We start from the raw sequence: 21054 nt of genomic DNA on the forward strand, positions 1-21054 counted from the left end.
GTATAGGATGAAGAATGTTAAATTGGCTCACTTGTTGATGGCTATTGCTTTGGGAACTACCCTGATTAGCAGTAGTGTATTGGCGGAAGAGTCTTTTAAAAATAAAGCGACACAAGCACTCGACAGTGCTGGTCAGAAAATCGATAGCTCAATGAAAAGCATTGATGGTTATATGGGTGATAGTGCTACCACAGCAAAGATTAAAAGTGAGCTGTTGGCGGCAAAAGGTATCAACAGTAGTGATATCTCTATCAAAACAGAGAAGAGGGTCGTTTATATTTCTGGTTTTGTGAACAGTGAGGAACAATCTAGAAAAATTATAGAGATTATCTCTCAAGTGGAAGGGGTCAAATCTATTCAAAACGGTCTGACCATAAAAAAATAATATATTTTATTAACTGAGTGGTTGTTTTCCATTCAAATGATTTTGCTTGGTAGTAACCAGATTTGTAGTAACCGGATATGCGCCCTCACCAGGGGACTTTTATCAAAATATTGACTATGTAGCACCATAATATAATGACGGATAATAACTTCCCAAGTTATGCTCTCTATCCGTCATTTATTTTCTTGGGGGCTGTGTGGGGAAACGTATACCGATAACGTTGGGAAATATCGATCTATTATCCTATAAATATAAGTCGCATATTAAAACTGGAAAGGTTGCACTGGTTTGTGAAGGTGGAGGGCAACGCGGCATTTTTACCGCGGGTGTGCTGGATGAATTTATGCGCGTTGGGTTTAACCCGTTTGATCTCCTGCTTGGCACTTCGGCAGGCGCTCAGAACCTTTCAGCTTATATTTGCGGACAGCGTGGATATGCCCGGCGAGCTATCAGTCGCTATACAACTAATCCAGCCTTCTTTAACCCTTTGCGTTTTGTACGTGGTGGTCATTTAGTTGATTTAGATTGGTTTGTGCAGACTGCTTTTCAGGACTTGCCATTGGATATCCCGACAGCTTTGCGCAGATTTGAGGCCGGATGTGAGTTTTATACTTGTGCATGTCGTGCGGATAATTTTGAACCTACCTATTTCCAGCCTGATGAGAACAACTGGCTGGAAGTGATTAAGGCATCAAGCGCCATTCCTGGGTTTTATCGCAATGGAGTGACGATCAATGATGTTGTTTATTATGATGGCGGCATCAGTGACGCCATTCCGGTAGAAGAGGCGTATCGGCGAGGTGCTGACACTATAGTGGTGATCCGTACAGTCCCTTCGCAGCTCTATTACACGCCTGATTGGGTGCAACGAATGGAACGTTGGTTGGGAGACAGTGGTCTGCAAAAGATGGTACGGATGCTACAACAACATGCGACAAGCTACTACCGCACCCAGAAATTTATTGAAAATCCACCTGATGATGTACAGATTTTTGAGATCTATCCGCCAGCATCCTTAACGAGCAGCGCATTAGGTAGCCGTTTGCCGGCGCTGAATAGGGATTATCACCTTGGGCGTCGTTGTGGGCGCTATTTCCTGGAGACAGTTGGTCACTTATTTCTTGGTGATAAGTTTAGTCTTGCTAAGGATAACAACGACCGCTTAAGCGATAATATCTTGTGCCAGAACGAAGAAAATAGCCCGTTGGCGTTGCCGACTGATTTAGCTGTATTGTCAGAACAGATTGATAACGGATAGTTTGATGTTTATTGATACCCACTGCCATTTTGACTTCCCGCCGTTTTGTGGTGATGAGCAGCGAAGCTTGCAACGGGCGGCACAGGTTGGTGTGGATAAAATTATTGTCCCTGCTATTAGTAGGGAAAATTTGCAACGGGTATCTGAACTGTCTCATTCTTATCCAGCGATTTATGCCGCATTGGGTTTGCATCCTCTTTATATCGATCAACATCAGGAAGCGCATCTTGCGGATCTGGAACAATGTCTGAAACAGAAACACGAAAAGTTGGTAGCGGTTGGGGAGATTGGGCTTGATCTCTATATGGCTGAACCCCAGTTTGAAAAGCAGAAAGCGTTGTTATGCGCTCAATTGCAGTTAGCAAAACAGTATGAATTACCGGTGATCCTTCATTCCCGAAAAAGCCATGATCAACTGGCAGCGATCCTAAGAAAAGTCAACCTTCCCCGTACCGGTGTAGTACACGGATTTGCCGGTAGTTTATCGCAGGCAGAAGCTTTTATCCGTTTGGGATATTACATTGGGGTAGGGGGAACCATTACTTATGAAAGAGCGCAGAAAACCCGTCGTGTAATGTCTGCGCTCCCATTAACGTCTCTTGTGCTGGAAACCGATGCCCCGGATATGCCACTTTTCGGCTTTCAGGGAGAACCTAACCGACCGGAAAGAGTTGCCGGAGTTTTTGCTTCGTTATGTGAGCTTCGTCACGAATCTCCTGATGAAATTGCTAACCAAATTTATCATAACAGTGTTGAACTATTTGGATTGGTTATATGATGTATAGCGAGATTTTAACTTCTTTTTTTAGTTCCCATCGAAAAAATCCTTTATAAATTCGTCCGTGTTAATCAAATCGCCTTTAATTTCGCTTGAGAGTTTGCTCAAAAAATCAACCAAATATTGGGCGTTCGATTGTGCGATCTTCTTGCCTTCGGTGGTGTTCATCTTTTCCGGGAGCTTCAATAGCTTGGTCTGAAAGTGATCGATTGTATAGGATTTGTCATCCAACGGGCGATTAAGTGCAAAAGGATCATCATGATGAAAAAGCCCTTGGCCGAGCATACCCGCTGTGTAAAATACTCTGGCGAGTCCGATGGCTCCTAACGCATCCAATCGGTCTGCATCTTGGAGTATCTTCGCTTCTATTGTTTCTGGAGTTAAGGCTGCGCTATAGCTGTGGGTTAGAATGGCATGTTTTACCGCATCATAAAATTCTTTTGGGAATGCTGGAAATTCAATAGATAGAATTTTTATGGCTTCCTGTGCTGCAAGTTTTGAGGACTGTTTTTTTTCTGGATGATTCTTTGGTAATGACACGATGTCATGTAAGTAACTTGAGGCAATAATAACTAAGGGCTCACCTCCCTCTTTCTCCATGATTCTTTTCGCATTATTGGCGACACGGATCAGATGCCCAATATCATGAGCGTTATCATTAGAGTTTGCGAGTCGATGTTTTAAAAACTCTTTCAAATTTTCTTCTAGAATAGTGACTTTCATTATTTCCACTTACTTAAAGATATAATCTGTCTTCTGTCCTCTGTTTCCAAGCATAATAACTCTTGTCCATTTTGTATAGTTGAAATGCAGTGGAAAAATAACTAAGTATTAGTATTTAAGGTGTTAATGGAAATTTATTAACCGTTGTAGGTTGGATACTATTGAGTGAATTGTTTTTTTACGATTGTTTGATTGTTACTTAAGAAATAAATTGTTATCTCCATAGAGGAATAACTCGTAATTTAGACATGGATTTATTTTCTTAAATTGATCTTTAAAACCACCATACTTTAATTACGCTTACCTGATAATGATTTCTTAATTGTTGATTATTTTGCCATTCCGATATTAGATTATCTTGCGCAGATTATTTTTGTAATTTGTGTGATTTGCATCACATTTATCATTTTTTTATTGCGTTTTTCAGTAGATATTTGTGATGTCAATAGCTTGTTCATTCCGATGACTGAGTATAATCAGCGCCGACTCAGCGTCAGTGAACGATTTACGTTCAACTGGCATATTTAATTTATTATTAAGTGAACAGGGATTCTTCCAATGCAACTCCTTATGAGCCTGGTCGGGATGGCAGTGCTGATCTTGATCGCAGTACTCTTTTCCAGTAATTATCGTGCTATTAAACTTCGTACTGTCCTTGGCGCCTTTTTGATTCAGGTCGCTATCGGTGCTTTCGTACTTTATGTTCCCGCAGGTAAGAAGATATTAATAGGGATGTCTGAGGGAGTTTCCAGTGTTATCCAGTATGGTCAGAAAGGAATGGATTTTATTTTTGGTGGATTAGTTTCCCCCAAAATGTTTGAACTGTTTGGTGGCGGGGGATTTGTTTTCGCCCTGCGCGTACTGCCTATTATTGTTTTCTTCTCTTCATTGATTGCTGTGTTGTACTACATTGGCGTTATGCAGCTAGTTATCAAAATATTGGGTGGTGGTCTGCAAAAAATTCTCGGCACTTCACGTACAGAATCTTTGTCTGCGACAGCGAATATTTTCGTGGGCCAAACGGAGGCGCCGCTGGTTGTTCGCCCTTATATTGCTACCATGACCCAATCTGAACTGTTTGCGGTAATGTGTGGTGGTCTGGCATCCGTTGCGGGTTCGGTACTGGCGGGTTATGCATCAATGGGTGTTCCTTTGGAATATCTGATTGCGGCTTCCTTTATGGCGGCGCCAGGCGGCCTGTTGTTCGCTAAATTGATGGTGCCTGAAACTGAAAAAACATCTGATACCGTTGATGCAATGTCTTTGGTTTCGGAAGAGGAACGTCCTGCTAACATCATTGACGCAGCAGCTTCTGGCGCCGCTTCTGGTATGCAATTGGCATTGAACGTCGGTGCAATGTTATTGGCGTTTGTGGCCTTGATTGCATTGTTAAATGGTATTCTCGGTGGTATCGGTGGTTTGTTTAAATATCCACAACTTTCTCTTGAACTGATGTTGGGTTGGATTTGTGCGCCGATTGCTTACCTGATTGGTGTTCCGTGGAGTGAAGCAACAGTTGCGGGTTCTTTCATCGGTCAAAAACTGGTTGTGAATGAATTTGTTGCCTTTATGAATTTCGGTGAATATTTGAAACCGGATGATGTGGTTGCGGCAGCAGGCTTGCAGGTGCTGTCAGATCACACCAAAGCGATTATCTCCTTCGCATTGTGTGGTTTCGCTAACCTTTCTTCCGTTGCTATCCTGCTCGGTGGTCTGGGCGGTATGGCGCCGAGCCGCCGCGGTGATGTTGCTCGTTTGGGGATGAAAGCCATTATAGCGGGTACACTCTCCAACTTAATGAGTGCAACAATCGCAGGTTTCTTCCTGGCGCTGTAACGTTGTTGAAATTAGGCAGGTGGGATAATCCCGCCTGCAATCTATTATTCCTACCGGTTTATCCTTAATTCGTGAGTTATATTTTTTGTCGTGTATTATTTGATGATAAGCAAGTTGGATTTGCCGGTAAATCCCATGATAAACATAGTTTAATGTGATAAAAATCACATTTGAAATTATTATCTTGCAAATTACATGTAATTAGTGTGATTTTTGGCACAATTTTTTGAACGTTGAAATGTTCAAATATAAGATATGCCAAATTTCAAGGAGTCAAGGCGAGGCTCGCATTAAGGACCATAAGCCGAAGAGAGCATAGTGCGGTGAAAAGGAGTTCAATCGTCGCTGTAGGCATACCATCGCGACATCTTTATGGAACCAAGTCCGCTCGCCAACAAACAATCGTTTAACAGCATGTGTGGCTCTAGCAAAAGCTAGCCGCGATAATAACGTTGGAGAGTTTTATGACCGATTTAACCGCAGCAGCGCAGCGTGCGCTGAGTTTGATGGATTTAACGACACTCAATGATAATGATACCGATGAAAAAGTGACGGCGCTTTGCCATCAGGCGAAAAGCCCGGCGGGTAATACCGCGGCTATCTGTATCTACCCTCGTTTTATTCCTCTGGCGCGTAAAGTATTACGTGAACAGGGCACTCCTGAAATCCGCATTGCAACAGTGACAAACTTCCCACACGGCAATGACGATATTGATATCGCTTTAGCTGAAACCCAAGCGGCTATCGCTTATGGCGCTGATGAGGTCGACGTGGTTTTCCCATACCGTGCATTGATGGCCGGTAATGAACAAGTCGGTTTTGACATGGTAAAAGCGTGTAAAGCCGCCTGCGCAGAAGTGGGAGTGCTGTTAAAAGTCATTATTGAAACCGGTGAACTAAAAGAGGAATCCCTGATCCGTAAGGCGTCTGAAATTTCAATCAACGCGGGTGCGGATTTTATCAAAACCTCTACGGGCAAAGTGCCGGTTAACGCAACCTTAGCAAGCGCTGAAATCATGATGAAGGTGATTCATGAGATGGGTGTGGGTGAAATGGTTGGTTTCAAACCGGCTGGCGGCGTGCGTACCGCGGAAGAGGCTGCACAATATCTGGCATTAGCTGATCATATCATGGGTGACAAATGGGCTGATGCCCGTCATTTCCGTTTTGGGGCTTCCAGCTTGTTGGGCAGTTTGCTAACCACGTTGGGGCATCAGAATCAAGAGCAAAGCAGTAATTACTGAGCATCGTGTACTGCATCGGTTGGTGTGTAACCGCTGAATTTTTCCCGATTTTAACAATGATTAGGAGAATGCTTTGTTTCTGGCACAGGAAATTATCCGTAAAAAACGTGATGGATATCCACTGAGTGAAGAAGAGATCCGCTTCTTCATCAATGGCGTGCGTGACAATACCGTTTCCGAAGGACAAATTGCCGCGCTGGCGATGGTTATCCACTTCCGGGATATGGTGATGGAAGAACGTGTCGCCCTGACGCTGGCTATGCGTGATTCCGGTACCGTGTTGAACTGGCAAAGCCTGAATCTAAACGGCCCGATTGTGGATAAACATTCGACCGGCGGTGTTGGTGATGTGACCTCCCTGATGCTTGGCCCGATGGTGGCGGCCTGCGGTGGTTATGTTCCGATGATTTCCGGCCGTGGTTTAGGCCATACCGGGGGAACGCTGGACAAGTTGGAAGCGATTCCGGGGTTTGATATTTTTCCTGATGAGCGGCGTTTCCGTGACATTATTCAGGATGTTGGCGTGGCGATTATCGGCCAGACTCATTCGCTGGCGCCGGCAGACAAACGCTTCTATGCAACCCGTGATATTACCGCGACGGTGGATTCTATTCCCTTGATCACCGCCTCTATCCTTGGCAAAAAACTGGCTGAGGGCTTGGACGCACTGGTAATGGATGTCAAAGTTGGCTCTGGTGCGTTTATGTCAACGTATGAAGCGTCACAGCAACTGGCGGAATCAATTGTCAGCGTGGCTAATGGCGCAGGTTGTAAAACGACCGCGTTGTTGACGGATATGAATCAAGTACTGGCATCCAGTGCGGGTAATGCGCTTGAAGTTCGTGAAGCGGTTCGATTTCTGACGGGGGAAAATCGCAATCCGCGTTTACTCGAAGTTACGATGGCACTGTGTGCTGAAATGTTGGTATCCGGTCATTTGGCGACAGACTGTGAAGATGCTCGCAATAAACTCCAGTCTGTCTTAGATAACGGTAAAGCGGCCGAAATCTTTGGTCGCATGGTCGCGGCACAACAAGGTCCGACCGATTTCGTCGAGCGTTATGACAGCTACTTGCCAACCGCTGTTTTCAGCAAACCCGTATTGGTTGAACAGCATGGATTTATTACGTATATGGATACCCGTGCTCTAGGGATGTCTGTAGTTTCCCTTGGTGGAGGGCGCCGTAAGGCCGCAGATCCCATTAATTACAGCGTGGGGCTGAGTAATATCGTTGCTCTGGGTTCAGAAGTTAATAGCGGTACACCCTTAGCTATTATTCATGCCAACAATGAGAATGAGTGGCAGGAAGCGGCGGAGGCAGTACGTAAAGCTATCGTTCTGGGTACAGAAGCCAAACCAGCCACACCGATGGTTTATCGCCAAATTGGCGAATAATAACCATACTTATTATTAGAAAATGGTGGCATTTTCGCATTGTTAGCGTGATTTGACGCAGGAGAAAATTTATGAAACGAACATTCATCATGGTATTGGATTCTTTTGGCATTGGCGCCAGTGAAGATGCTGAAAAATTTGGTGATAAAGGATCTAACACCTTGGGGCACATCGCGGAAGCGTGCGCCCGTGGTGATGCTGATGTCGGTCGCAAGGGGCCTCTGTACTTGCCGAACTTAAGCCGTTTAGGTTTGGGTAAAGCGACAGAGGAGTCCTGTGGAACTTTCCCTGTCGGTTTGGATAAAGACGCGGACATTATTGGCGCTTACGCTTACGCCAGTGAACTCTCTTCCGGTAAAGATACACCATCGGGTCACTGGGAAATTGCCGGTGTCCCGGTGCTGTTTGACTGGGGTTACTTCAAAGATGAAGAGAACAGCTTTCCGCAGGCATTGTTGGATAAACTGGTAGAACGCGCAAATCTGCCCGGTTATCTCGGTAACTGCCACTCTTCTGGTACGGTTATTCTGGATAAACTGGGTGAAGAGCATATGAAAACCGGTAAACCGATTTTCTATACCTCTGCTGACTCGGTATTCCAGATTGCTTGTCACGAAAAGACTTTCGGTTTAGATCGCCTGTACGAACTGTGCGAAATCGCCCGTGAAGAATTGACTGATGGCGGTTACAATATCGGTCGGGTTATCGCGCGTCCATTTGTTGGAGACAAAGCGGGTAACTTCCAGCGTACTGGTAATCGTCACGACTTAGCTGTAGAGCCGCCTGCTCCTACCATACTGAAAAAATTGGTCGATGAAAAAAATGGCGAAGTCGTTTCTATCGGTAAAATTGCCGACATTTATGCGAATGTCGGCATTACGCAAAAAGTAAAAGCGACCGGCATCGATGCACTATTTGATGCAACGCTGGTGGAAATGGAAAAAGCGGGTGACAACACCATCGTATTTACTAACTTTGTCGATTTCGACTCTTCTTATGGTCATCGTCGTGATGTTCCGGGTTATGCGGCAGCGCTGGAACTGTTTGACCGTCGTCTGCCTGAAATGCTGAAACTGGTGAAAGATGATGACATTTTAATCCTGACTGCCGACCACGGTTGTGATCCAACGTGGTCTGGTACTGACCATACTCGTGAGCACATTCCGGTGCTGATTTATGGACCAAAAGTGCAATCTGGTTCATTGGGGCGCCGCGAAACTTTTGCTGATATTGGACAGACAGTCGCTGAATACTTTGAACTGTCGCCAATGGAATATGGCAAATCAATGCTCTGAACCTACTTACTGGCTGCTTTTGGGCAGCCATGTATGACGACTAAAATAACCATTAAATAAAAAAATAAGGAATTTGATATGGCCACGCCTCATATTAATGCTGAGATGGGTGATTTTGCAGACGTTGTTCTGATGCCTGGCGATCCATTACGTGCGAAATATATTGCTGAAACTTTTCTGGAAAATGTACGGCAGGTAAACGACGTACGCGGCATGTTGGGGTTTACCGGTACTTATAAAGGCCGCCCGATTTCTGTGATGGGGCATGGTATGGGTATCCCATCCTGCTCTATCTATGCAAAAGAACTGATCACCGATTTCGGTGCTAAAGTCCTCATCCGTGTCGGTTCCTGTGGTTCGGTACGTCAAGATGTTCAATTGCGTGACGTGATTATTGGCATGGGGGCATGTACTGATTCCAAAGTTAACCGTATACGTTTTAAAGATCACGATTTTGCGGCGATTGCTGATTTCGATCTGGTCCGTAACGCGGTTGACGCGGCTAAAGCAAAAAACATCAATGTGCGTGTAGGCAACATCTTCTCGGTGGAGCTGTTCTATACACCTGATCCACAATTGTTTGATGTAATGGAACAATATGGCATTCTGGGTGTAGAAATGGAAGCTGCGGGTTTTTACGGTGTTGCGGCTGAATATGGCGCGAAAGCGCTGACTATTTGTACCGTTTCTGACCACATCCGTACTCATGAAAAACTGACCGCCGAGGAACGCCAGACGACTTTCAATGAAATGATTGAAATCGCCTTGGAGTCTGTGCTGTTGGGTGATAAATAATCCCGGTTCTACATTTGCTTTTGATGGCATAAAAAGAGCCGCTTTTTATTTAAATGCCAGCCAGTTAAAAAATTGGCTGGCATCGCTCTTTTATTGAGCGGCTTTTTCCAACGCCTGAGCTAAATCGGCGATCAGATCCTCTGCATCCTCGATACCCACAGAAATACGTATCAACTGTGGCGTAATCCCGGAAGCAAGGCGTTTTTCTAATGGAATAGACGCGTGAGTCATACTAAATGGTTGGCCGATCAGACTCTCCACCCCGCCCAGACTTTCTGCCAATGTAAATAACTTTAGCTCTTGAATTAAGCGGCGGGCATAATCATCATCACCTTTTAAGTGAACAGAAATCATACCACCAAAGCCCTTCATTTGACGTTTCGCTAGTTCATGCTGTGGATGGGAAACGAGGCCGGGATAGAAGACGGTTTCGATCTGAGGTTGCCGCTCCAGCCAGTGTGCGATCTTTGATGCACTGTCGATGTGGCGCTGCATACGCAGAGCAAGAGTCCGCATGCCGCGCAGTACCAGGAAACTACTAAATGGATCGAGCACGCCGCCGACAGAGTTTTGCAGGAAACCAAGTTTTTCTGCTAGTTCTGCATCTTTTCCGACGACAGCCAACCCTGCGATCACATCGGAGTGGCCGTTTAAATATTTAGTGGCGGAGTGCACAACGATATCAAATCCCAGATCAAGTGGGCGCTGGAGATACGGCGAGGCGAAAGTGTTATCTGCCACGCTGATAATACCGTGCCGTTGCGCTATTTGTGCGATAGCCGCCAGATCAGCCAGTTTCAATAACGGATTGGTGGGGGTTTCTACCCAAATCATTTTTGTGTCGGGACGAATCGCTGCTTCAAGGCCGGTAATATCATGGGCTTCCACGTAAGTGACACGCAAACCGGCAGTGCGGCTACGTACTTTTTCGAGTAGCCGATAGGTGCCGCCGTACAGATCATCGACGGCCACCAAATGGCTATCCTTATCCAACAGTTCTAGCACCGTGGAACTGGCAGCCAGCCCTGAACTAAAAGCGTAGCCTCGGCTACCGTTTTCCAATTCGGCTATCGCGTTTTCTAGTGCATCACGTGTTGGGTTGCCGCTGCGGGAATATTCATAACCCATGTGTTGGCCGGGGGCGGATTGGGCGTAAGTCGAAGTGGCATAAATTGCCGGCATTACTGCGCCAGTGTGGTCTGGTGTATAGCCAGCGTGAACAGTTTTAGTATCAAACTTGGTCATAGAATCATTCCTAAAAATCAATTAAGTTGCTGACGCCATGCATTCAGCACATCTGTGCGCGTTACCAGCCCAAGAAAACGGTCATTATCGACAATCAACGCCACATGTCCGGCATCGAAAGTTGCCATCAATTGTTGCAAAGAAGCGTTCTTATCCAGCGTTTTCACCTGATGAGTCATAGCGTAGCTAACGGGCAGACTAAAATTGCGTGAATCAGCCTGAACGGTATGCATCAAATCCCACTCATCGATAATACCGACCACTTGTTCCCCTTCCAGCACCGGTAATTGTGAAATTTCATATAAGCGCATGCGGGTATGAGCGGTTCTTAACGTATCTTCTGGCGATATAAAAACCGTAGCGCCATCCTGATAGCGATAAGTAATATAGTCACTGAGATCATGCTGCGGCGCACGAGATTGGAATCCCTGCTCTAGCATCCAATAATCGTTAAACATTTTTGACAGATACTTATTTCCACTGTCACATGCTAGCGTAACCACACGTTTGGGAGTGGTTTGCGCACGGCAGTAACGCAGTGCGGCGGCGAGCAAGGTACCGCTGGAAGAGCCTGCCAGCACACCTTCCTTTAGCAACAGATCACGGGCGCTGGAAAAAGCTTCCGCGTCACTGACACGGTATGCGTGGCGCACGCGACTAAAATCGCCCAGAGGAGGGACAAAATCTTCACCGATGCCTTCTACCTGCCAGCTCCCGGCTTCACCATATTTACCGTGTTCGATATAGTCCACCAGAATAGAACCACTTGGATCTGCCAGAACAAACTCAGTTTCCGGCGAAACCTGAGCGAAATAGTGACTTAAGCCGCCGAGCGTACCGCCGGACCCGACACCAATCACCACAGCATCGACATTGTGGTTCATTTGCTGCCAGATTTCCGGTCCGGTAGTGGTTGTGTGTGCTGCTGAGTTAGCCGGATTATTGAACTGATCGATGTAATAAGCGCCGGGGATCTCTTGCGCCAGACGTAGGGCGTAATCTTGATAATACTCTGGATGGCCTTTGCTGACATCAGAACGGGTAAGACGTACATCGGTACCCAGTGCGCGCAGATGAAACACCTTCTCCCGGCTCATCTTATCTGGAACAACCAGAATCAATTTATAGCCTTTCAGAGCGGCGACTAGCGCTAATCCAATACCGGTATTACCGGCAGTAGCTTCGATAATCGTCCCACCAGGTTGAAGTAACCCTTGTTCTTCCGCCTGCTCGATCATGGAAAGAGCAACGCGATCTTTAATAGAGCCACCGGGATTTTGATTCTCCAGCTTAATAAATAATTGACACGGACCGGTATTCAGATGCGTTAACTCCAGCAACGGGGTATTGCCAATCATATCGAGAACAGAGCGTGATGTGGTCATATCATCTCCAGATAATCCGTTGTATTCAGATAGTTATGGAGGATAACTCTGTATATGTATTTGTTTGAAAGAATGAATAGCAACCATATATAGCCAAAAGTAATATATTAGTTTTATTTTAGATGTGAAGAAGTATAGACGTTTAGATTTCCTGATTTATTAAACAGTGAGGTAAATAAAATCATTTAATTTACAGTCAGGAGCTAATCAGAATAAAAACGATGATTTTTACCAGCAATTTATACCTTGATAACTTAGTTATTAATCTAAGAAGTATTCCGGTTTTAAAAATATTCCATGAACAAGATGATGGATATTTTCATCTTATTTACTTTTAGACTCTATTATGATTTTAAAATAACATCCTCCCGTTTTCTTCTGTCCTCTGTCTTCTCTCTTCCGCCCTCTATTTTTACTCTGGAAAATCATATGCATTTTGTGTAGAGTTTGATTGTGCAAAAATAAAACAGAAGAGATTTCATGAATGAGGTGGTCTGAAACCTTAAAAGAAAAACTTTTTGATATCGCTTATAAGAAATTAGAATTATTTAAAAGATTAGATAATGTTATTGATGAACATGCTGAAATCTTGGAGGATATCAGACAAGATCTTAAACATGATGAAGCGACAGCTATTGCTATTATGTTTGAGCTTGCAAAGATGGGATTCCTATATCAAAGAAGTAGAGATAAGGCCCGCAAAGTCGCTTTGCCGATGAAGGACAAAACAGCTTCTAAAGACGATTTTACATTATGTGTATCTTATAAAACGTTAACAAAGAGAGATAAAGAGGCGTTTTTAGAAGCTAATCAACTTTTTGGAGCGGGATGGTTGGTAAATGATGTTGTTGCTCACTTTTCGCAGCAATTAAATCGATCGAAAAGAAACATTATACAAGAATTGTATCGCCAAAAATTGATTATTCTCTTAGATGGGGAATATCAGCCATATGGCATGGTTCATCAGTTAGAACAATCTAGCCTTGCTAATTACTTAGCGAATAAGAGAGCGCCACAGCATCTTAAAGATGACATTAATGTATTGAGATCTCAATTATCTGAGCTGTATAACGTATATCAAAATGATCACCCAACACTGGTATTTTCAAATGACGGAACGGGTTTTGGTAAGAGCTATGGAGTACTTAATCGTTACATCGAATCGGTTGCTGTTAATATGAAAAGTAGTGATTTTACCAATTTTTTATTTGTTACTCCCCAGAAATCACAGATTGATTTTGATAAGAAACTGATTAAAAAGGCGAAGAAAAAAGGCATTGAATTTCTTGGTCTTTACAGCCAGGAAGATCTGAGAGACTTGAACTTTGTAAACTGGGTTGAAGATTGCAATGGAAAGATTATTGAGAATCGAGAACGTTATTTAACATGGGAAAAAAGAGCGAAAAACTCACCGCTAGCATCGAAAGCCAGTAATTTAGCTATTGTTGTTAGAGCGATAGAGAGTATTGAAAAGCAAATTCTAATACAAAAACAGCAAGGTGATGACGTTGATCTTATTCAGGATTATGAAGATCAGCTTAAAAAGTGTAAATCTAATTTAACGAGGGTGCTTGATGAGTTATCTGAGGCTGCTTTAAACCAACAAGAGTCGGCCGTTAATCTACCTGCTATTATGGGAGCAGAGAACAAGATTGAACTGTTGCGTAAAGAAATTATCTTTCATTGTATACCAATGGCGGCAGCGATGGTTTCGCCCTGTATTCTGCTAGCAACGACTAGCAAATTTGACAAGCCGATTAAAATGCCACGGATAAATAAGGCAGGTAAATATATTGTAAAATCGATACCTTTTGATTACTTAATTGGTGGAAAAAAGAAACTTACAAACAATACATTAAGTGCTTTTTTAGAATCCCCTGTTGCAGAACAAATTGAACATTTAAAGACAGATTTTTTTAAGATCGACGGCGAAAACTATTTTAGAAAACACAATATTAGTTTTACATTAGTGATTGATGAAGAACATGAGGCTTACCGAATTTTTTCAAACTCGCGTAGTGTGAATTTAATTGATGATAAAGTACAACTTGTTCATGTTTTTGCGGTAACTTACCGTCTATTACAACAAGTGAAAGATATTGATGTTGCTAAGATGTCATATTTACCTTTTTTCTCTGAGAAAAATGAATTTATTCATGATATCAAGGCGTATTTGGAAAAGAATTGCGAGCTATCTTTAGAAGGCACTATTGAACAAAACTTGGAGTCTTTACTTAAACTTTTTTCTGGTAATATCGATTTTGTTCAAATTAAGGGTGATGATATTGAACAGGTCATTAATATTACCAGAAATGTATTCAGTTTTTCTCCTAAACGTTTTTTTAATGAAGAATCACTAAAGAAAGTGAAAATTGAATTTGTGCATAGAGGAAGTGGTTGTCAATTATATTATTCTACGGATAGTCGAGATAAAAATCCTTCTCTTCACGATACTTATCAACTTGCGATGGTAGTATTGGCTGCTGCCGCGAAGATTTCCAGTCGTTCACAATTTGCGAAATCACTTAAACAGGCGGGGGATAGTAGTCAAAACTTTTTGATGTATAAATTTATACAGAAAGCAGGAAAAATCAGGAATGAGCTGGAACAAATGTTTGATCATCCTGCTTCGGAAGAAATGTTGATTTCTAACTTTTATACCTATTTTCAGTCTAAAACCGTATTTACCATAGAACGGATAAAAGAGTTAGAGTTTCAAGACGAGACATTAAGTCATCTCACGTATGTAAATTTTACTCTTGATCTTATTAAAGAGCAGCCCGAAGTGGCTTTGCTCCGTAGTCTCTATAACACAAGAAATAGCGTAATTTGTCTCAGTGCGACGACAGGTTTTGCTGAAACCTATTCAGGGCAATATAATCGTAATTTCTTACGACGATTTTGCTCTGGTAAACCAAATAACTTAGCTATTCAAATCATTGAGCGAAGTGGTACTGATATTGCGTTATTGGCTTCTCTGCGGGATAAACGAGCGGAATTGAGAACTATCGACTTTGGTGTATTTAATTCAGATCTTCCTTTATTTGATTTTTGCCAGGATTTTGATGAGAGTTTTAAAATAAAATTTAATTTTCTTAGGAACGAGCTTTACGGTTTGGATAAAAATTTTAAAAAGAGTTTAAATAACTACCAAAAAATAGAGTTCGAACGCCAGCTTTGTTCTATGCTCCTTGCTGCTTATCAAGGTAAGCATACGATGAGTTTGGCATTGAGTAATCGTTTTCAGCGTAAATTGAAAAAATATTTTTCCAGATCAGAAGTAAAAATTAAGAATATCAAAAAAGTGCATAATTCATGGAAAATATTTGAGTATTTACCTTTTGCAAATAAACCTAAGATCCGTGTGATTTTATTTGATGCGGAATTACGTAAAGAGTGTAATATTAGAGATTTCATCCATATAAAGGATAAAAATACGAAAATTGTATTACTCTCATCTTATAAAAGTGCCGGTACAGGGTTAAATTATTTTCTTACTTATCCAGAAGAAGGTGGGGATTTATTTGAGGAGGATTTTGAGCGTTTAGTATTAACGAGTGCGCCATTCTGGAGTGCAATCATTAAGGATGAAAAAACAAATGATAGGACACTCCACTCATTACAAAACTATCTGCTGCTAATGAAACAATGTTCTGATTCAGATGAGGAAAAATTTCTAAAGGATTTTGATATCAATTTATCAAGTGGTGAAGATTACCGGTTCTTAATGCGTGAACATATGATTTCTAAACTAAAAGATTTAATGCAAGCTATTGGACGTGTGGAGCGTAAAGATACGAAGATAAATACAGAGATATTTATTCCAGATAGTGCTGTAGAGGATGGAATAGTTCTGTTTAATCAATTTACTCGAGTTAAAAAAAATCGTCCGATATTAGAGAGTCTGTCTTTATTAAATCATCATTTTATGCGGCTATGCGAAAAAGAAAGAATGATGTGTAGTTTTAAATCATGTGAAGAGAGAGAATTATTTGAGGAAAAAATAGCTAGAAATTCGGCTTTGCTTAAAGAGTTTTTTGAAGATTTTGTTCCAGGGGTGCTCTCAGTTGCAAGGAAAGATAATGCCGAAGCGATTATATTCAATGAACATCTTAGATCTATTGAAAGTTTGATATCACCATCAAGTTATGTAAAAAAACTGAAATCAAATCCCCATGTCAAAAAATACCAGGCAATGATGGAGGCGGTTGATGCATTATATATTGATATATCTACTACTCCACAGTTGAAGTTAAGTATTAAAAATCTTGACGATGGGATAGTAACGTTAACGGATATTGAACATGGTTATTCAATATATCATCCTAAAGAATGGATATTTTCAGGTATTGGTAATCGAGTTGATGGTAGAAAAGATGAACATGTCACACATCTTTTAAAAGAAATTGCAATTCTAAGCAAGAATGTGTTTAAAGATTGCATTCCACATCCTTTTTTCATTCCATTGCTCAAAGGGAATATGGGTGAATATTTATTTACCCTACTTTTAGATAGACTACATAATTGTCAGCCAATAGATCCTAAATTATTGAGTGAAAAAATAGGAAAAAAAGCTTATGAATTGTTTGATTTTTATATTGAGGCGGATAAACATTTAATTTGTGTTGATACAAAGAATTGGTCATCTACTTTAGATAAAAGATATCAATCGTTAAAAACGCATAATAATGCTCAAGGAAAAGCTGAAACTATTTTAAGTTATATTGATAATAAATATGAATCAGTTAAGTTCGTATATTTAAATACTCGCATGGAAAATAATCCATTAAATCTTGAGCAAGAAATATCTCCAGATAGTAAAATTTATTATCTTAACTTATTTAAGGAATACTTTGGGTATGAAAATAAAAAGCAAGATTATGACCAAGATTTTCGTATAGGTTCAGGAAGTAAGTTAGTTAAAGAAGTTCGTATTAATAAACAAATTTTAAATTTATTACAAGGTGATTGATAATGATAAAGTTAGCTGATATTGCTAAAGATTGTTCTGACGTTTCTCCTGTAGCTAAAACTAACATTTTAGACATTGACGGGAGTATTTCTGGTAATATAGAGAAGCTATTTGAAGTAGATGATGGTAGTGGATTATATATTACTCATGGTCAAAAGAGCTTTGTTAAAGAAAAGGGAGAAAGAGACAAAGACTTCTATGCTAAAGTAGATAAGGAAATACAAAAAATCATAAAGAAAAAACTAAATTTAAATCCATCAGAAAAAGTGTTTTACGATAGTTTTTGGAGTAGTAAAGCAGTTCACTTTTTTTATCTTTCCGACCAGGAATATGACATAAAAGGGTTTATTGATAAATTTGAAGAAAATAGCAAATTTTTATGCAATGTTTTTTCTGCGATTGTGGGATTGCATATTAAAAGAATTTTTCTAAAAGAGCTTGAAGAGAATTATGAAATAGAACCTGAATTTTATAATTCACGAATTTATTTATCAGCAGAAAAACGTGGTAATATAATTGATTCTTTTTATCCGCGTTTTTATTTCACTTGTCAAAAAGAGTTAGTCGTAAATTTACATAGAAAGGCTTTTAGAATTGAAAAAAAAGTGGACTCATACAATGTGGATTCATACAACACAGAAGAAATTCAATTATTATTTAGAACTAAAGAAAATAATTTTCAGGTAACAGATAATATCAATACCAATGAACACTCTAAGAAAAAATTCATGCGATTTATGAAAGGATATCGAAATAGTAAAAATTATGTTCAAAACTTGATTATACAAAAAATAAAAGAACTATTAAATCATGCTGAGATCTCTTTTAGTGAAAGATACTTTAAAGCTGATTATGTCCTTCATGACTTTATCACGGTTAATAAAAATTTATTACATCCTCTGATATTAATAGATGCCAGAATTCCAAAGCATTCTGCTGATAGTAAATCCAAAATATTTTTGGAAAAAGAGATTAAGGAAGTATTTGAACTACAAGAATTAACTGATTCTCCTGTTCAAGATTTTAATTTATTGGATAAAAATAAAAACTATTTGGTTCTTAATTCATTGGATGATGGAGCTAAAACCAGTATATTGGTCGAGGGTGAAATTAAAAACACGACATGGGATGCATTTAAGCATATTGGAGAAAAGGGAATAGAAGATGCTGAATCGGATTACTATTCGAAATTGAAACACTATAGGTTTGAAGCGCAAGGTGAAACGGTTATTCAGGGTATAAATTTAGATGATAATATTGTGGAAAACGATAAGAAGACCGGCTTGGAAAGATTAAACAACGAAATAGTTATAAAACTCCAAAAGATCAAGAGTGAACTTTGGCTAAAAGAGAGAATTTTTAAAGAGAAAAAAATTGCAAATATTGACCTTCCAGATTTAAAGATAACTCTTGTGTATATTAGGATTCCAGAAACATATAAGAAAAATAAGGAAATACTTGCTTCAATAGTTGATGTTGATATTCATAACAAAACGCTTTTCATCAATAAACATTCACTTGTAAAGAGTCGGTCGGCCCTTGATGAAAAATGCGCATTTATGAAGAAAATATCAAGTCTTTATAATGATTCTTTTTATTTGATTGATAATATTGAAGAAGTTATTCTTAGCCGATATCACTCAGATAGAATTCCCAGGATCATCGGTAATCAGAAAATAGATAATATTGAATATGCTTTGGAAGATGAAAATTTAGTAAATAGAGTATGTAATCCGATTGAAACAGTTTTGCCCTATTACTTAGCCCCTAAACAGAATAGTCAGTATGAACATATTTATCTTCAACCGAGGGGAGATGATTTATTGTATTTTGTATCACCATGTAATTCACCTAATCAAACGATTGCAAAAGAGAACTTAATTTACAATATTTTGACTATGGATAAAGAGGGTAAACAGATAAATGCTATGGAACAAAATATCACATCTATTTTCCTACGTTCTTTTACCAACGATATATTAAGGCTTAGGGAAGTCAGTAAAAGCTCTTTATTTGAGAAAATAGCTAAGATATACATTGAAAACTAGGTGGAAATTAAAAAGTTTTCTCCGAAAAAGCGGAAGGATCACAGCGGCGGCACCGAGGCTATGCTAAAAGTCACGGTGCTATCTTTTCCTTCGAAAGAGTGCTCCCGCCGACATAAAGCGGGAGAGGGATTTCGGCGGGACGTTAGCCCCGTAGAGTGTTTCACAACGTCGAGCATCGTCACTGTCAGGGCTGGAATGAAATGCGCTGGTTGCGGTCATACAGCAAAAGAAAACCGCCTGTCACAAAGCCAATTCGTGTGCCAAGTATGCGGATATAGAGCGAATGCTGATATCAATGGCGCACGCCGTGCTGGCTTGTGGAGGAGCTATGTAGTTAGGTGTAATGAATCGTATTTGAAATCACACCGACTCGCATTCCATTGCACCGGACTCACAATAACTGCAAATCAAAATCATCATATCGGCAGTCCCACCGCCAGCATTTTGTCCCGCAGTTCTGCCGTTCACGTATCAACAGGCTGCTTCCGCTGATTTTTTCCGCACGGATGATTTCACAACCGGCGGCCCGCAGCGTTTGTGTCTGGAGGGTGCGATCCTGTTCGTGGGTTGAAATGCGGGCATAGCCGTAAAGTGCCATAATAATGAAAACTATCTCACCGGGCTGTCTGTTTTGGGTGTACACAAACGAGAAACCGGGTTTAGAATAACAGGCCGGTTTCCTGATTAGTCTGAGCGATATTCATATATTTGATTTGAAATGAGCTTTTCCTGCTTAATTGAAACGTTTTGATTTTTTCCAGATGATTGATGGAAGTTTTTGATTGCTTCTCTTTTGTATCTTATTTAGCAACCTTTATTTGATCATGAGAAATATCTCCAGGAGTAAGGTATTTACCTGATATATAAAGCTGGTTTTTATATAAGCGGGAGCCATCAACATAGACGATTTCGTCAGGGTAATAGGCAAGATTCAAATCGCCACCTTCATTATCATCTTCAATTTCATCTCTCAGGTAAAGAGTCCAGTTCAGGGCGGTTACCGGGATATCCTTAACTTCAAAAATTTTACTGACATCTGAAAATACAAAACTTTTTGCAGCACTTATATTCAATTCACTGCCATCAGATGAAGGGGAAAACACTGGCTTTTCGTAATTAATTAAATAACCAGTTCCCACAGCATCACTCCAGCCAGTAATCCAACTGGAACTATTTATCAGGAAATTATGCAAATCCTTTTTCTCTTTGAGGAAATTGGCATTTCCTATCAAAAAGTTACCATTGTAATAGGCAAAACCATCCAGCACAGGTCGAACATTATTACTAAAGCTACTAAAAAAATCAGGCAGTTTTTCTTGAATAACTTCTTTGAATGACTTGTAGTCAAGGATTAATTTGAAATTCAAGCTATAACGAACGCCAATTTGACCTTCTGGACCTATGATTCCCGTATTAACACTTCCGTTTTCAAATTTAAGTTTCATTCCATAAAGCTCTACAGGGTCTATCGATAACGTATTCTCATTAATCTTAAACATAATTCCTCCTGAGTATTACGGATCATAAAAATGACAAGTTTCGATATTGATCATAGCAGTAAATGTGATTTCGGCAATCTGACATGAGAAGTAAATTAGATGCCTGATTATAAATAAATTTTCAAAATAATAGATCACTGGAAGGGAACTCAGTCCGATTTTTGCGATCTGATCAATTGCCAAAAATCCCAAACC

At 40.6% G+C, this 21054-nt stretch carries 14 protein-coding genes and 2 pseudogenes; 11 read left to right on the forward strand and 5 right to left on the reverse strand.

Annotated features, from left to right (window positions below; all coding sequences use genetic code 11):
- Positions 1-7: 7 nt before the first annotated feature.
- The 3 genes from Phpb_RS09145 to Phpb_RS09155 all read left to right on the forward strand — a co-directional run bounded on the left by Phpb_RS09145 (position 8) and on the right by Phpb_RS09155 (position 2421).
- Complete coding sequence (locus Phpb_RS09145; protein ID WP_036811743.1) at positions 8-385, forward strand: BON domain-containing protein; 378 nt, start codon at positions 8-10, stop codon at positions 383-385.
- Between the two features lie 196 nt (positions 386-581).
- Entirely contained in the window at positions 582-1643 is a 1062-nt protein-coding gene (locus Phpb_RS09150; RefSeq protein WP_065390066.1) for a patatin-like phospholipase family protein, read from the forward strand.
- A 4-nt stretch (positions 1644-1647) separates the two neighbouring features.
- A complete protein-coding gene (locus Phpb_RS09155) occupies positions 1648-2421 on the forward strand; it encodes a TatD family hydrolase (RefSeq protein WP_065390067.1) in 774 nt (257 codons plus the stop codon).
- Positions 2422-2448: 27 nt separating this feature from the next.
- On the opposite strand, the gene Phpb_RS09160 is transcribed toward Phpb_RS09155, so the two are convergent.
- Positions 2449-3144 (reverse strand): phosphohydrolase, encoded by a 696-nt coding sequence (locus tag Phpb_RS09160; RefSeq protein ID WP_065390068.1) that lies wholly within the window; start codon positions 3142-3144, stop codon positions 2449-2451.
- Between the two features lie 570 nt (positions 3145-3714).
- On the opposite strand from Phpb_RS09160, the gene Phpb_RS09165 reads away from it, so the two are divergent.
- From Phpb_RS09165 to deoD, 5 genes are all read left to right on the forward strand, one after another.
- Positions 3715-4980: a NupC/NupG family nucleoside CNT transporter gene (locus tag Phpb_RS09165; RefSeq protein ID WP_205634756.1), complete on the forward strand. Its 1266-nt coding sequence runs from the start codon at positions 3715-3717 to the stop codon at positions 4978-4980.
- Positions 4981-5444: 464 nt separating this feature from the next.
- Positions 5445-6224, forward strand: coding sequence for a deoxyribose-phosphate aldolase (gene deoC, locus Phpb_RS09170; RefSeq protein WP_065390070.1), 780 nt, complete (start codon positions 5445-5447; stop codon positions 6222-6224).
- A gap of 73 nt (positions 6225-6297) precedes the next feature.
- Positions 6298-7620: a thymidine phosphorylase gene (deoA, locus tag Phpb_RS09175; RefSeq protein WP_065390071.1), complete on the forward strand. Its 1323-nt coding sequence runs from the start codon at positions 6298-6300 to the stop codon at positions 7618-7620.
- Positions 7621-7691: 71 nt separating this feature from the next.
- On the forward strand, positions 7692-8915 hold the full coding sequence (gene deoB / locus Phpb_RS09180; RefSeq protein ID WP_065390072.1) for a phosphopentomutase: 1224 nt from the start codon (positions 7692-7694) through the stop codon (positions 8913-8915).
- Between the two features lie 78 nt (positions 8916-8993).
- Positions 8994-9710: a purine-nucleoside phosphorylase gene (deoD, locus tag Phpb_RS09185; RefSeq protein ID WP_036811781.1), complete on the forward strand. Its 717-nt coding sequence runs from the start codon at positions 8994-8996 to the stop codon at positions 9708-9710.
- A gap of 90 nt (positions 9711-9800) precedes the next feature.
- Here deoD and Phpb_RS09190 read toward each other — a convergent pair whose 3' ends face one another.
- Positions 9801-10955, reverse strand: coding sequence for a trans-sulfuration enzyme family protein (locus tag Phpb_RS09190; protein ID WP_065390073.1), 1155 nt, complete (start codon positions 10953-10955; stop codon positions 9801-9803).
- Between the two features lie 17 nt (positions 10956-10972).
- Positions 10973-12340 (reverse strand): pyridoxal-phosphate dependent enzyme, encoded by a 1368-nt coding sequence (locus Phpb_RS09195; RefSeq protein ID WP_065390074.1) that lies wholly within the window; start codon positions 12338-12340, stop codon positions 10973-10975.
- Between the two features lie 484 nt (positions 12341-12824).
- Between Phpb_RS09195 and Phpb_RS09200 the strand changes: the two genes are divergently transcribed.
- The 3 genes and pseudogenes from Phpb_RS09200 to Phpb_RS23670 all read left to right on the forward strand — a co-directional run.
- Positions 12825-17312, forward strand: coding sequence for a hypothetical protein (locus Phpb_RS09200; RefSeq protein ID WP_065390075.1), 4488 nt, complete (start codon positions 12825-12827; stop codon positions 17310-17312).
- Positions 17313-17314: 2 nt separating this feature from the next.
- Complete coding sequence (locus Phpb_RS09205; protein ID WP_065390076.1) at positions 17315-19360, forward strand: hypothetical protein; 2046 nt, start codon at positions 17315-17317, stop codon at positions 19358-19360.
- A 198-nt stretch (positions 19361-19558) separates the two neighbouring features.
- Positions 19559-19708 (forward strand): annotated as a pseudogene (locus tag Phpb_RS23670) (zinc ribbon domain-containing protein); the annotation flags it as partial.
- A 133-nt stretch (positions 19709-19841) separates the two neighbouring features.
- Here Phpb_RS23670 and Phpb_RS09210 read toward each other — a convergent pair.
- Positions 19842-19958: pseudogene (locus tag Phpb_RS09210) on the reverse strand (recombinase family protein); the annotation flags it as partial.
- Positions 19959-20160: 202 nt separating this feature from the next.
- On the reverse strand, positions 20161-20859 hold the full coding sequence (locus Phpb_RS09215) for a hypothetical protein (RefSeq protein WP_065390077.1): 699 nt from the start codon (positions 20857-20859) through the stop codon (positions 20161-20163).
- Positions 20860-21054 lie beyond the last annotated feature (195 nt).

The organism is Photorhabdus namnaonensis, assembly GCF_001684335.1.
Classification (GTDB): domain Bacteria; phylum Pseudomonadota; class Gammaproteobacteria; order Enterobacterales; family Enterobacteriaceae; genus Photorhabdus; species Photorhabdus namnaonensis.

What these genes read in the sequence shown, in the direction of transcription:
- Phpb_RS09145 (WP_036811743.1), top strand. Translation starts at nt 8, where the DNA reads ATGAAGAATGTTAAATTGGCTCACTTGTTGATGGCTATTGCTTTGGGA.
- Phpb_RS09155 (WP_065390067.1), top strand. Translation starts at nt 1,648, where the DNA reads ATGTTTATTGATACCCACTGCCATTTTGACTTCCCGCCGTTTTGTGGT.
- Phpb_RS09160 (WP_065390068.1), bottom strand. Translation starts at nt 3,144, where the DNA reads ATGAAAGTCACTATTCTAGAAGAAAATTTGAAAGAGTTTTTAAAACAT.
- Phpb_RS09165 (WP_205634756.1), top strand. Translation starts at nt 3,715, where the DNA reads ATGAGCCTGGTCGGGATGGCAGTGCTGATCTTGATCGCAGTACTCTTT.
- deoC (WP_065390070.1), top strand. Translation starts at nt 5,445, where the DNA reads ATGACCGATTTAACCGCAGCAGCGCAGCGTGCGCTGAGTTTGATGGAT.
- deoB (WP_065390072.1), top strand. Translation starts at nt 7,692, where the DNA reads ATGAAACGAACATTCATCATGGTATTGGATTCTTTTGGCATTGGCGCC.
- deoD (WP_036811781.1), top strand. Translation starts at nt 8,994, where the DNA reads ATGGCCACGCCTCATATTAATGCTGAGATGGGTGATTTTGCAGACGTT.
- Phpb_RS09190 (WP_065390073.1), bottom strand. Translation starts at nt 10,955, where the DNA reads ATGACCAAGTTTGATACTAAAACTGTTCACGCTGGCTATACACCAGAC.
- Phpb_RS09195 (WP_065390074.1), bottom strand. Translation starts at nt 12,340, where the DNA reads ATGACCACATCACGCTCTGTTCTCGATATGATTGGCAATACCCCGTTG.
- Phpb_RS09200 (WP_065390075.1), top strand. Translation starts at nt 12,825, where the DNA reads ATGAGGTGGTCTGAAACCTTAAAAGAAAAACTTTTTGATATCGCTTAT.
- Phpb_RS09205 (WP_065390076.1), top strand. Translation starts at nt 17,315, where the DNA reads ATGATAAAGTTAGCTGATATTGCTAAAGATTGTTCTGACGTTTCTCCT.
- Phpb_RS09215 (WP_065390077.1), bottom strand. Translation starts at nt 20,859, where the DNA reads ATGTTTAAGATTAATGAGAATACGTTATCGATAGACCCTGTAGAGCTT.